Origin of the sequence: Halomonas qaidamensis (genome assembly GCF_025917315.1) — a bacterium.
Lineage (GTDB): Bacteria > Pseudomonadota > Gammaproteobacteria > Pseudomonadales > Halomonadaceae > Vreelandella > Vreelandella qaidamensis.
This window is the reverse complement of sequence record NZ_CP080627.1, coordinates 1,548,492-1,561,190: the sequence shown is the minus strand read 5'-3', so window position 1 is coordinate 1,561,190 and position 12,699 is coordinate 1,548,492. Positions and strand designations below refer to the sequence as shown.

At 51.7% G+C, this 12,699-nt stretch carries 11 protein-coding genes; 2 read left to right on the top strand and 9 right to left on the bottom strand.

Features of this window, described 5'->3' with window-relative positions; genetic code table 11:
- Positions 1 to 26 precede the first annotated feature (26 nt).
- From K1Y77_RS07245 to leuC, 7 genes are all read right to left on the bottom strand, one after another.
- The gene (locus tag K1Y77_RS07245; RefSeq protein ID WP_035536122.1) at positions 27 to 662 is read right to left on the bottom strand and encodes a phosphoribosylanthranilate isomerase; all 636 of its coding nucleotides are present in this window, start codon (positions 660 to 662) and stop codon (positions 27 to 29) included.
- Positions 659 to 1,624, bottom strand: a complete 966-nt coding sequence (gene truA, locus K1Y77_RS07240; RefSeq protein ID WP_030069328.1) for a tRNA pseudouridine(38-40) synthase TruA — start codon at positions 1,622 to 1,624, stop codon at positions 659 to 661. The genes K1Y77_RS07245 and truA overlap by 4 nt, the downstream gene beginning before the upstream one ends.
- Before the next feature lie 24 nt (positions 1,625 to 1,648).
- A complete protein-coding gene (locus tag K1Y77_RS07235; RefSeq protein ID WP_264431103.1) occupies positions 1,649 to 3,592 on the bottom strand; it encodes a type IV pilus assembly protein FimV in 1,944 nt (647 codons plus the stop codon).
- A gap of 275 nt (positions 3,593 to 3,867) precedes the next feature.
- A complete protein-coding gene (gene asd, locus K1Y77_RS07230; RefSeq protein ID WP_030069325.1) occupies positions 3,868 to 4,980 on the bottom strand; it encodes an aspartate-semialdehyde dehydrogenase in 1,113 nt (370 codons plus the stop codon).
- 127 nt (positions 4,981 to 5,107) lie between these two features.
- The gene (gene leuB / locus K1Y77_RS07225) at positions 5,108 to 6,187 is read right to left on the bottom strand and encodes a 3-isopropylmalate dehydrogenase (RefSeq protein ID WP_264431101.1); all 1,080 of its coding nucleotides are present in this window, start codon (positions 6,185 to 6,187) and stop codon (positions 5,108 to 5,110) included.
- Between the two features lie 42 nt (positions 6,188 to 6,229).
- On the bottom strand, positions 6,230 to 6,877 hold the full coding sequence (gene leuD / locus K1Y77_RS07220) for a 3-isopropylmalate dehydratase small subunit (RefSeq protein WP_030069321.1): 648 nt from the start codon (positions 6,875 to 6,877) through the stop codon (positions 6,230 to 6,232).
- A 3-nt stretch (positions 6,878 to 6,880) separates the two neighbouring features.
- The gene (gene leuC / locus K1Y77_RS07215) at positions 6,881 to 8,332 is read right to left on the bottom strand and encodes a 3-isopropylmalate dehydratase large subunit (protein WP_030069319.1); all 1,452 of its coding nucleotides are present in this window, start codon (positions 8,330 to 8,332) and stop codon (positions 6,881 to 6,883) included.
- Between the two features lie 198 nt (positions 8,333 to 8,530).
- Here leuC and K1Y77_RS07210 point away from each other — a divergent pair, with 198 nt between their 5' ends.
- Positions 8,531 to 9,421 (top strand): LysR family transcriptional regulator, encoded by an 891-nt coding sequence (locus K1Y77_RS07210; RefSeq protein WP_030069317.1) that lies wholly within the window; start codon positions 8,531 to 8,533, stop codon positions 9,419 to 9,421.
- Positions 9,422 to 9,580: 159 nt separating this feature from the next.
- Complete coding sequence (locus K1Y77_RS07205; RefSeq protein ID WP_264431098.1) at positions 9,581 to 10,672, top strand: TauD/TfdA dioxygenase family protein; 1,092 nt, start codon at positions 9,581 to 9,583, stop codon at positions 10,670 to 10,672.
- Between the two features lie 122 nt (positions 10,673 to 10,794).
- Here K1Y77_RS07205 and K1Y77_RS07200 read toward each other — a convergent pair whose 3' ends face one another.
- Positions 10,795 to 11,136: a 5-carboxymethyl-2-hydroxymuconate Delta-isomerase gene (locus tag K1Y77_RS07200; RefSeq protein ID WP_264431097.1), complete on the bottom strand. Its 342-nt coding sequence runs from the start codon at positions 11,134 to 11,136 to the stop codon at positions 10,795 to 10,797.
- A gap of 104 nt (positions 11,137 to 11,240) precedes the next feature.
- Positions 11,241 to 12,614 (bottom strand): flavin monoamine oxidase family protein, encoded by a 1,374-nt coding sequence (locus K1Y77_RS07195; RefSeq protein ID WP_264431094.1) that lies wholly within the window; start codon positions 12,612 to 12,614, stop codon positions 11,241 to 11,243.
- Positions 12,615 to 12,699 lie beyond the last annotated feature (85 nt).

Below are 12,699 nucleotides of genomic sequence, written 5' to 3'. Positions count from 1 at the left end.
CCCTCCGGGCGTGCTACGCAATAAACTTATTGGACGCTGGCTAACGCCACATGTTTGACAAAAGACGTCATTAAATCAGCATCTTTTACGCCGGGAGTGGTTTCTATACCACCAGAGACATCAACAGCATAAGGCATTACTTGGCTAACCGCTAAAGCCACATTATCAATCGTTAACCCACCAGCCAGGATAACAGGTTTTTCCAGGGTTGAGGGTATTCTGGACCAATCAAAGGTCTCTCCGGTTCCCCCTGGCGTACCCGGTCGGTAGGCATCTAATAGCAGCGCTTGCGCGTGAGAATAGTCAGCCGCCGCCTGATGCAAATCGATATCGTCACGCATACGCAGCGCTTTAATCCAAGGCCGCCCAAACTGCTGGCAGAACGAAGCTGGCTCATCACCATGAAACTGGATTAAATCCAGATAAGGCAAGCACTGTTCAATGAACTCAGCGGGCTGGTTAACAAACAAACCTACCCGGGTCACAAAGGCAGGTACTTGCGCTGCCAGCTCTTCCAGTAATGCAGGCGTTATGCTGCGGGCACTCTTGGGCCACATTACGAAGCCCAGTGCATCCACACCCAACGCTGCTGCCAGTGTGATGTCTTCGTGGCGAGTTAAGCCACAAAATTTAATCCGCGTGCGAGCTGAATATGCACTCACGATGACGTCTCCTGCTGTTCGAAAGGCTCTTTTTGCGCTAAGTACTCTAAGGGCTCCTGCTTCTTGAACGTCAATTTACGCCTTGCAGCAATGCGTGGGTTATCAGGCAGCACACGCTCGCCAGTCCATTCACCGGTAAATGCAAGCAAATTAGGTCCTAGCGGCTCTTTTGGTAGGTCAAAACGCTCATCATAAAGTGAGTCTACAAAATGAAGGCCGCAGGCCGGTGCGGTAACATCGCCTTTACGGCGATTCTTCAGTGCCAGCAGGCGCTCAATATGCCCTTCATCCTGGGAACCGCGCCCTACGCTGACCAACGCCCCGGCAATATTGCGAATCATATGGTGCAGAAAGGCATTGCCCTGAATATCAATCACTACTATTGGCCCGTAGCGCTTCACTTCTACAAAGTGCATTTGTCGCCAAGGCGTTTTGGACTGACAGCCCGCCGCTCGAAAACTGCTGAAGTCGTGCTCGCCTACCAAGGCTTGTGCTGCCCGATGCATAGCGTCGGCATCTAGCGGGTCTCGGCACCAGGTTACGTTATGGCGCTCTAGCACAGGTCGGCTAATTTGATTCAACAAAATATAGCGATAGCGACGCCCAAGCGCGCCGAGGCGCGAATGAAAGTCATCTGAGACGGGTTTTACCCAGCGCACAGCAACGTCTCTGGGAAGGTTGGTGTTGCTGCCAAAAATCCACGCTTTTTCAGAACGTTGAACGGGAGGATCAAAATGAATCACCTGGCGTGTGGCATGCACGCCAGAATCGGTTCGACCACTGGCATGAATGCGCACTGGCGCACTAGCCACTTTTTCAAGCGCGTCTTCCACTGCCTGTTGAACGGAGGCTGCGTGCTTCAAACGCTGAAAGCCGCAAAAGCGCGTACCATCGTATTCAATGCCCATCGCTAGGCGCCCAGTTAAGGGCGTTGTTTCGTCAAAATGGTAAAACAGCGTCATGAAGCCACGTCACATAGAAAATGGTTAAGGTGCACCATTATCCCGACGTCGCGGCTCGAATGCCACCTCTTCGATTTCCCACTCATCTTCAGCAGCTTTTTGCTGTTGTACTGTGGCTGCTTTAGCCATACCACTCTCTTGCTCAGCAGACACGTAGTCCCAGGTAAAATCGACTGCTGGTTGCCTGGGAGCCTCTACCGCCGGTTCGTGAGGTTCGATAGCGGGCGGCTCATAGTCAATCGTACTATCCTGCTGCCCCTCACCGTACGATACAGGTTCTTCGACTGGCTCGGGAGCCGCTAAAAAAGCGTTATCAAGCGCTAACACTTCTTCGCCAACATGCTCCCTGTCATCTTTTTCTTCTTCAAACGGCGCACTAGATTGCGCTGCAATGTCTGGCGTTGACACATCCGAGCCTGATAATGCCGGTTCTGAAGCTGATAATACAGGCGCGAACGGTTTTGGGCCCACATCGTCTGGTGCAAAGGACACCGGCTCAACTGGTTCAGCCGACTCAACTGGCTCAACTGGCTCAACTGGCTCAACTGGCTCAACTGGCTCAACTGGCTCTGAAACGCTCTGCTCAGACGCCTCATGCTCTGCAACATTAAATACTGAGGACTCATGCGGCCCGCTAGGCTCGACGGTTTTCTCAGCGGCGACCACAGGCCTAGGTGACTCCGGAGACTTGTCTGTAGATGTAGACAAGGAGGCCGCTGCAGGCACGTCTTCCCACTCACGTTCTCGTCGCTTACGCGACCATATTAGCGCTCCTAACAATAGTGCCAAGATGACACTAGCCAACGGCCACTGATACGCAGTAATGCGCTGAATGATAGTTTCAGACGTACTCTGTGGGCGGTTAAAACTAGCCATCTCACTGGTCGCACTATTCTCTGTATTACTCCCTGACAGCGTGGCACTTCCTGCTAGCGCATCGGTTAGGTCAGTCACCTCCCGCAGCTCACGTTGAGAGGCGTTCAACGCTTGGGTTAAAGACACCACTTCTTCACGCAACGTGGCTAGATCACCACGTATTTGATCCCGCTCATCCTGTGCCGCTTGCAGCCTAGCTTGGCTTTCCAACAGCTGTTCGGCTAGCACTTGCTCTTCGTCGAAGGCCACAGCCTCAGACATTTCCTGAGATTGATTGGCGCCCTGATCATCACTCACCATAGCAGGCTCGCTGGCCTGCTCGATGCTTGGCTCACGGCCTTCAAAGGTTTCTTGGGGCTCAGCCACCGGACGACTTGCAGGCTGCCGCATCGCCTGAATCGCCTGGGCGGCATCACTGGGCGTTCGTGAGGTTATCCGCTGACGACTGGGAATATTGAGCGTCTGCCCTGCACGGAGTTCATCCACATTACCCGTAGGGAACGCGCCTGGGTTGGCCTCTAAAAGCGCCATCATCATTTGTTGAATGGTAACGTCGGACGGTTTCACCCTTGCAGCAACGCCCCAAAAAGTATCGCCACTTGCTACATAAGCAATATCTCTTGCAGCTGGTGAAGTGACGACAGAGGTGCGACTAGGCACTTCAGGCGTGCTTACTGCACCCTCTTGGCTGCCCATTGCATATTCAGGGGGATCAAATAACAGCGTTAACGCACGCGTTTGGCGCCCTTCCGGCGAGGAAATAGATAGCAGTAAATCCAGCCATGGCTCATGAACCGCTTGAGAAGAGCGCAGCAGCAGCCGATGCCCGTCAGGTTGCGCTTGAATTTGCACACTGATACTTGCCGTGAGCGGTGTCCACTCTAAACCCAGCGCCCTAAACGCCGATTCGTTTGCTACTTCAACACGTAAATCACTCAGCGCAAAACGCTCGCTTTCCTGAAGTGGCACTGTTGCATCAAGCGGCGCATCTAACGGTGAATTTACCGTTGCTGGGCCCAACCCGAGAGCCAGCGCTAACGGACTAACAGCAGTAAGCGATAGCCACAGCAACCCTGCCAACTTTTTTTTCATTCACGCCCCTACTGCGTTTCTTTGTTAGTAGCACTCTAATAGCACGGTCAAAACAGGCCCCCATGTCATGGAGTCAATCGTTTTTACCACACACTGATCATTACTACCTATACCAATCTAGGACTAGCTCAACGCCAACTTAGTAGCACCTATCCATTAAAACGCATAAAACGGGGTATCAACGACAGGTTAGGGCCAATGGGAGCATACAAAAACGGGAAGCTGCGAACAGCTTCCCGTTTCGATTCAACAATCTTGCTTAAAGCACGGTGTGCTTACTGTTCGCGTAAGATTTTCAGCATACGCTTAAGCGGCTCGGCAGCACCCCATAACAACTGGTCACCAACACTGAAGGCAGATAGGTATTCGCCACCCATATTCAGCTTGCGTAGACGACCAACCGGCACTTGCAGCGTACCAGTCGCAGCAGCAGGCGTTAGGCCAGCAACAGTGGCGTCTTTGTCGTTCGGGATCAGTTGAACCCACTCATTATGCTTAGCGATGCGATCTTCGATCTCGTCAAGCGGTACATCCTGCTTCAGCTTAATGGTGAACGCTTGACTGTGAGAACGCATTGCACCGATACGCACGCAAAGGCCATCAATGGGAATCGGATTGTTTTGCAAACCTAAGATCTTATTGGTTTCAACACTGCCCTTCCACTCTTCACGGCTTTGGCCGTTATCAAGCTTGGTATCGATCCATGGCAGCAGGCTGCCCGCTAACGGTGCTCCAAAATTATCCGTGGGGAAGTCGCCGCTGCGCATCGCAGCAGTCACTTTACGGTCGATATCCAGAATCGCACTAGAGGTATCTTTAAGCTCTTCGCCTACGCTATCGCGCAACTGCCCCATCTGGTTCAACAGCTCGCGCATGTGCTTTGCACCTGAACCGGAAGCGGCTTGGTATGTCATGGAGGTCATCCACTCAACCATATCTGCTTCAAACAAGCCACCCAGCCCCATCAGCATCAGGCTCACGGTGCAGTTACCGCCGACAAAGGTTTTAGCCCCCTTCGCTAGCTGGTCATCGATCACCTTACGGTTGACCGGATCAAGAATAATGGTCGCTTCGTCTTCCATGCGCAGGGTGCTGGCCGCATCAATCCAGTAGCCTTTCCAGCCCGCCTCGCGTAAGTCTTTATAAACCGGCTTGGTATAGTCGCCACCTTGACAGGTAACTACCACATCCAGCGCTTTTAACGCATCAATATCAAACGCGTCTTTCAGCGGAGGCACGTCCACGCCGATATCGGGGCCAGGCTGACCAACTTGGGAGGTGGTGAAAAATACCGGTTCAATACCGTTAAAATCACCATCATCCTGCATGCGCTGCATCAGCACCGAGCCAACCATGCCACGCCATCCCACGAAACCGACTTTCAACATGTGAAGTCCTCCAACTAAGAATGAGAGCCATATTATACACAAATATTAGACACGACGTCGGCCACCCCTGGGTGGCCGACTGTTAATACCTTTCAGCGTCAATTAGTTAGCACGCTTTATACATAATTTAATCTTTTGCGAAGGCCGCCAATACTGCATCGCCCATCTCAACGGTAGATACACGGCGCGTACCTTCTGAGGCAATGTCAGCAGTGCGCAAACCATTATCCAACACACTACCAACAGCGGCTTCAATACGCTCAGCCATAGCGGTTTCATTCAATGAGTAGCGCAGCATCATCGCCACAGACAGCATCATGGCCAATGGGTTAGCAACATTCTGCCCAGCGATATCCGGTGCGCTACCGTGGCAAGGCTCGTACATGCCCTGGCCACTCTCGTTTAGCGACGCCGATGGCAACATACCGATAGACCCGGTAAGCATGGCAGCGGCATCAGAAAGAATATCGCCAAACATGTTGCCGGTCACCACCACATCAAACTGTTTTGGCGCGCGCACCAGCTGCATAGCGGCGTTATCTACGTACATATGGGAAAGCTCAACATCCGGGTACTCCGGTGCCAAACGCTCCATCACTTCACGCCACAAAATAGTGACTTCAAGCACGTTGGCTTTATCTACCGAGCAGAGTTTTTTGCCGCGCTTCTGAGCCATTTCAAAGGCGACACGGCCAATACGCTCAATTTCGCTCTCAGAATATATGTAGGTGTTAAAACCCACCCGCTCACCATTACGCTCTTCAATGCCACGTGGCTGGCCGAAATAAATGCCACCAGTAAGCTCACGGACAATCATAATATCCAGCCCAGCGACTAACTCCGACTTCAAACTAGAGGCGCTAGCCAGCTGCGGATAAAGCATCGCCGGGCGCAGGTTGCCGAATAAACCCAGGTTTTTACGCAGACCTAGCAGGCCTTTTTCAGGACGCTTGGAAAGGTCCTCTAGCTTGTCCCACTTAGGACCGCCAACAGCGCCAAGCAAAATAGCGCTGGCCGCTTTGGCTTTTTCAAGGGTTTCCGCAGGCAGTGGCTCACCGTGAACATCGTAAGCAGAGCCACCAACAAGGCCCTCTTCGACCTCGATATCCAAACCAGCTTCCTGGCAGGCCTTCAGCAAGCGCGCCGCCTGGGCCGCAATTTCAGGGCCAATACCATCACCCGGCAGCAGTAATACCTTATGAGTCATGCAATTTCCTTAGCATTTCAAACGTTAAAGGTGAATGAACGCTTACGCAGGCTGACGGAATAACCACGGACGCTGCTGGCGGTGTTTTTCTTCAAACGCGCGAATTGCGTCTTCGTCCTGCAGAGTAATACCAATATCATCCAGTCCGTTCAGCAGGCAGTGCTTGCGGAACTCATCCACCTCAAATTCGAGAATTTCGCCACCAGGTGTAATGACCCGCTGATTTTCTAAATCTACGTCTAACTGATAGCCTTCACTGCCTTCCACTTCCGTAAACAGGCGGTCAACTACGTCTTCTTCCAACGTAATCAACAGAATGCCGTTTTTGAAAGCGTTGTTATAGAAAATATCGGCAAAACTTGGCGCAATCACCACTTTGAAACCAAAGTCTTCCAGCGCCCAAGGCGCGTGCTCGCGGGAACTGCCACAGCCAAAATTACGACGCGCCAGTAACACTTCAGCGCCTTGGTAACGCGGCTGGTTTAATACAAAATCAGGGTTTAGCGGGCGCTGTGAACAGTCTTGCCCTGGCTGGCCTTCATCTAAATAGCGCAGCTCATCAAACAGGTTCACGCCAAAGCCAGTACGCTTAATCGACTTCAAAAACTGCTTCGGAATAATCAAGTCGGTATCGACGTTAGCGCGGTCAAGTGGCGCTACCACACCTTCTAAACGTTCAAATTTTTTCATGGTTTAGGCCTCCTGCGCATGGCTGGCGTCGTTAGCGGGTAAGGTACGTACATCAACAAAGTGGCCAGCGATCGCTGCTGCGGCGGCCATCGCAGGGCTTACCAAGTGCGTACGACCGCCGTAGCCCTGACGACCTTCGAAATTGCGGTTAGACGTCGATGCACAGTGCTCACCAGCACCCAACTTGTCGGCATTCATTGCCAAGCACATGGAGCAACCCGGCTCGCGCCACTCAAAACCTGCCTCAATAAAGATTTTATCCAAGCCTTCCGCTTCTGCTTGGCGCTTCACTAAGCCAGAACCCGGCACCACCATGGCCAACTGAATAGAATCAGCGACTTTGTTACCTTTAGCCACTTTGGCGGCTTCGCGTAAGTCTTCAATACGCGAATTAGTACAGGAACCAATAAACACTTTATCAAGCTTGATATCAGTAATTTTCTGGTTCGCCTGCAACCCCATATATTCGAGAGCGCGGGCGTGGCTGCGCTGTACCGTCTCATCTAGCGCAGCCTTTGGGTCGGGCACCTGGCCAGAAATACCGGTGACCATTTCAGGGCTAGTGCCCCAGCTTACCTGCGGCTCAATCTCTTCAGCTTGCAGAGTAACCACTTTATCGAACTGTGCGTCGGCATCAGAAACCAACTGACGCCAGTCCGCCACTGCTCCTTCCCACTGCTCGGCGGTAGGCGCAAATGGACGCTCGGCAAGGTAGTCAATCGTCGTGTCATCAACGGCAATTAGGCCCACACGAGCACCAGCTTCAATCGCCATGTTGCACACGGTCATGCGGCCTTCCATAGACAGCGATTCAATCGCGCTGCCCGCAAACTCAATCGCATAGCCCGTGCCACCAGCGGTGCCGATCTTACCGATAATCGCCAACACTACATCTTTAGCGGTCACGCCCAGGCCAAGCTCGCCTTCCACACGCACCTGCATGTTCTTCATTTTTTGCGCCAGCAAACACTGGGTCGCCATGACGTGTTCAACTTCCGAGGTACCAATACCGTGTGCCAAAGCACCAAACGCACCGTGGGTAGCGGTGTGGGAATCGCCACATACCACAGTCATTCCTGGCAACGTTGCACCCTGCTCTGGGCCTACCACGTGCACGATACCCTGGCGCGGGTCGTTGATTTTGAACTCTTCGATACCGTACTCAAGGCAGTTATCGTCCAGGGTTTGCACCTGAATTAACGACACAGGGTCTTTAATACCGCTATTGCCTTCAGCGCGCTCTTTTACCGTCGTAGGAACGTTGTGGTCAGGCGTTGCCAAGTTGGCATCTAAACGCCAGGGTTTGCGGTTAGCTAAACGCAGGCCTTCAAACGCTTGAGGCGAAGTGACCTCGTGCAGCAATTGGCGGTCGATGTAAATTAACGCAGTGCCATCATCACGCTGCTTCACCAAGTGCTGGTTCCAGAGTTTGTCGTAAAGCGTTTGACCTGACATGTTGCTCTCCTGGGCATTGCCCTGCTAGTTCGGTATGGCAGCCTCTACGTGCTGCTTAATAGTACGATACATGCAGTGTCACGCGGGTCGCGCATAAAAGCAATTCATGTTATTCATAGTTTAGATTCCAAATTGGAATACATGTTTAACGCTACCTTTTTAGAAACTCTTTAGAAAAACCTGCTCAGGGAGTTGCGAGTGGATACCCAAAGCCTGCAAGCATTTCTGGCCGTTGCTGAAACCCAAAGCTTCTCCCGCGCGGCGGAACAGCTGTATTTAACACAACCCGCGGTAAGCAAACGCATCGCCACCCTTGAAGACCTGCTGGGCACGCGATTGTTTGACCGTATCGGGCGGCGCATTGCGCTGACCGAAGCGGGCAATGTATTACTTCCCAAAGCACAGCACATACTGTTTACCGTGGAAGATAGCCGCCGCGCGCTCGCCAATCTTTCCGGCCAAGTAGGCGGCAAGCTGACGCTCGCCACTAGTCACCACATCGGTCTGCACCGTCTGCCGCCGCTATTAAAGCAGTACACTCACCGCCACCCAGAAGTGGCGTTGGACCTACATTTTCTGGACTCAGAGTTAGCCTACCAAGGAGTCGTCGACGGCACGCTGGAGATGGCGATCGTCACTCTCTCCCCCCACCCCGTCGAACACCTCCACGTGGTCGAACTATGGCGTGATAGGCTGTGCTTTGTCTGCGCCACTGACCATCCATTGGCCCAGCGCGTCAACCACCACCGCAGCCCGCTCAGCTTGGCTGAATTATGTGAATTCAATTGCGTGCTGCCAGGGGCAAAAACCTTTACCCGCACTTTAATTGGTCAGCGTTTTGCCGAAGCAGGCCTGCAGCTTCCTGTCAGCATGGCGACGAACTATTTAGAAACGCTGAAAATGATGTGCAGCGTAGGGCTTGGCTGGAGCCTACTACCCGAAAACATGATTGATAGCGATCTGGTCGAGCTAGACGTAGATACCGCGCCCATACAGCGCCCGCTGGGCTACCTCGTTCACACTAACCGCACACTTTCCAACGCCGCTAAAAAAATGATTGAGGAACTGGAGGAGGCACGACGCCACTGAGGCAATCGTTGCTAAGGCTGCTTTTCTTACTGGTGTTTACCTTTGAACACCGTGGATTTGCCAACACCATATACTGCGTTAGGCTTAATAAAAAACTAACCATTAAGGTAATTCAAAACTATTAAGGCAATTCAAAACTATTTGGGACAATTCAAAACTATGGGTACATCAGCAGAAACGTCCAACACTACCGCGTTCAGCACTACGCCCCCAACCATTCCACCCCTCACGCCTAAGCATATCTCGCTTTTTGAACAGCAGGGGTTAAGCATTAAACCGCTAGCACCACTTGGCATTGAAATTTACGGCGCTGATGTTCGCTCACGACTTCCCGACCCCGTCATTAAAGCGCTGGAAGTAGAAATGGCAAATCGCGGCTTCATCGTTTTCAAGCATCAAACTGACCTTTCTACGGATGAACTGGTTAATGCGAGTAAATGGTGGGGCGCTGGCGAAATCCATTCCACTCATGGCGTCCATCCTGCCACTCCCGATATGAACAGAGATATTTTCCGCTGTTCTAATGATCACCGCTACGGCATCTTAGGTGTCGGCCCACAGTGGCACAATGATGGGAGCTTCGAAGCCGACACCTTCTCCCACTCTGCCTATTATATGGCGCGAGCCCCGGAACACGGTGGCAGCACTCACTTCGCTCACCAAGGCGCCGCTTTCGATGTGCTGCCAAAGGAAAAACAAGCCTTTTGGGAACGTCTAGTCTCTGTGAATTCCGCCTCAGGCGTGAGTCATCCTGTTGTTCACACTCATCCCATTTCTGGGCGCAAGAGCGTCTGGTTACATCTAGGCATGACAGGTGCGGTGATCGAACGGCTGCCAGAAGACGGTGTGCCCATTAATGAACTTCAACGGCAGGCAGCTAACGTGGAACAGATGCGCTTGCTCAATGAAGAAGAGCTCAAGCAGCTTTTCAATGATTATAACGACTTGCTGGACGCCTCCTTTGAAAAAGGCTACGGCATTCGATATCACTACGATACTGGTGATTTGCTATACATTGATAACTGGGCTCTGGCACATAGGGCTGCCCCAGAAGCGCATATGTCTGCCGAAGAGCAGGGGCTGCGCATTATGGATCGAGTAACAGTCAAAGCAAAACAGAACCTAGCCCCCCATTTTGGGCTGCCTCAGCATATTAATCTTGGTGGGCCACATCCATTTAATAACGACGGTGTCTGGAAAGCGGGTGGAATTGGATTTCGCTGGAAAGACGATATCCCCATGCAAAACTGACTCAAAGATACATTGCAAACGGATCAGTATCGGCTTTCCAAAGCGACACTGATCCGGGCACAAGCAGGTGGCCTATGCTTGTAACGTCAGACTCAAAGCCTCGTAACAACTCATCACATTTCCTATTTTCCATGAACCAGCTTTGAGTAACTAGCACGCTCAATATCTATTACTTCGACGGTTAATGAGCAATCGTGAAGTTCAAGTTCTTGAAGTTGTGTTAATACCGCCGTTGAAAGCATATGTTTCTGGTCAGAGGTTCTACCCGACAAAATCTTTAAAATCACATGTATAAAATCAGATTTTTCCTGCCCCGTCAGATAGTTTTGATAAGCGATTGACCTTACTTTTATGTCACTGCCATCAGTCTCAAATAGCGCCGACTTCATGGCACCTGAAAATACCAATGGCAATATCAACTCACCGTCCAACGATGCCGAATGTTCAACAATGCAATGTGGCATGGCTGCTCCAAAAATATAAAGTTATTGTTCTTTCTATCGATTGCTCTACCAGTTTCTCACCATTTTATAGCACCATTTACAATACGCTCCTGGTTGGCGATAAGTCATATCGATAGAATATCTCTAGATACTCGTAGACCAGATAAAAAAGCTCCATGCGCGGTCCCGAAATAATCTCTGTCGGTCGCTTCCCCGGCAAAAAATAACTGTTTATTCAACGCGTTTGCCAGAGCATCGCGCATCACGGTTGTTGAACCTAGGGCATTGTAAGAGTACGAACCTCTCGTAAAGGAGTCAGATGCCCAGCGCGTTATTTGATAGTCGACGGGCTGCGGTATATCGGCACCAAAGATAGTCCTCAACGTTTCCATAGCACTCGCCACAATCTGCTCGTCTGACCATGCTTCAATGTCACGCCCACGATCAGCGGCATTAAACCCTAGCAATATTGGCATGTTTACCGCTCGCTGAAAGCTAACCCATTCAGTCCACTCGCCATGCTTTGCCGAAACATATTCAAGCCAATCCATGTCCTCAGGCCAGAAGGCTTGCTCAAATCTAAGGTAGCACTTATTCAACACCCCCATGCCAAGCTTGCTAATAGCATTTCGCTTTTCTTCGGGTAACGCTGGAACGAAGCGCACATCATTGTGTTGCAGCACACCGAGTGGCAGTGTGACAACAACCCGATCAGCTATAAATTCATTGTCTGTGGTGCGGACGCTGACCGCTGATTCATCCTGCAACTTTATTTCGTTGACCACCTGAGACAGCCTAATGTCGACATCCTGCGCCAAATACTCGGTGATGACGCTGAATCCCTGTGCAAACAAAACATCATCCCCATCGAACTCTTCTGCACTGTCGTACCAATATGATGAAAGACGACTCGCACTCCCCGCATACTCTTGTTCAATGTTTCCCGACAAGCAGAAACTCAGGAAGCGTAGCGCTTCTGGATCGCTTGCGAAATTTTTCTCAAGCAAGTTGACCACCTGCCTGATAGAGGTGTCTGCATCCGCACTCTGTGCTTTGCGCAATGCAGCAAACATTCTTCTCCGGACAGCCTCAAGTTTGGCTTCTTCGACTTCCGAGAATGCTTGACCGTCGGTAGTGTAAGTAACGGCTCGCTCGTAGCTTGTCACCAAGCGCCTCGCCCCCAATTGATCGGCCAGCTCGCTAATTGGATTACCAGAAACACCGTGAATCCACGTCGCGCCCATATCAAGGGGTACGTCAGGCCATTTCTTGCTCGTCCAGATTCGGCCACCAATACGGTCTCGCGCTTCCAACACAATCACATTATGCCCCGCCCCCATGAGCTCTTTTGCCGCCACTAACCCCGCCAAACCGGCCCCGATAACCACAATCCGCTGATGACCATTATCGATGGTCTTGTCATCATCACCGCCACGCCCACTGGCCTTACTACTAACGAATACCAGCGCCAGCAATTTCAGAAAATCACGCTTGTTCATGAAAAACCTCACCCCTCACAGTGGTGATGCATAATGCCCGCAGCACGCGCGGCTTTAGTGACGGCGAAGCCGCAACGAAAGAGGC